Consider the following 391-nt stretch of genomic DNA (forward strand, 5'->3'; position numbering starts at 1 on the left):
GGTTTCGAGTAAACCAGAAAAGTTAAAAGAAGCTGGTCTGTAGGGATTGAGAAGATACGTTGGATAATCAAAGCCCACAGGAAAGCACGTAAAGGGTATTTACGGGATCTTCCCGTTGATGCATAGAAATGATTTCTAAAAGAAATCGGAATAAACTCATCAATATCGATATGGGTTTCTAATAGAGAAAGAAATGCAGGCTTGTCATTATTAAATTTATTTTGGCAATCTTGAAAAATATCTGCCAAAGAAAGCTGTTTATATGGTATCATATGTATCAGAATAACTCCTTTCTTGGGTACATGGTTTGTAGTTTTTAGTCAACTCTATTATACCATATCCGGTGAGGAGTTATTTTAATTTGGTAACAAAAAATGCCGTATTTATGCGG

The 391-nt window shown here is 34.5% G+C and carries 1 protein-coding gene; it reads right to left on the bottom strand.

Annotated features, from left to right (window positions below; translation table 11 throughout):
• A partial coding sequence (locus M72_RS17410; RefSeq protein WP_465231350.1) for a transposase occupies positions 1–272 on the bottom strand: 272 nt, incomplete at its 3' end.
• Positions 273–391 lie beyond the last annotated feature (119 nt).

This window comes from Roseburia faecis (assembly GCF_001406815.1).
Classification (GTDB): domain Bacteria; phylum Bacillota; class Clostridia; order Lachnospirales; family Lachnospiraceae; genus Roseburia; species Roseburia faecis.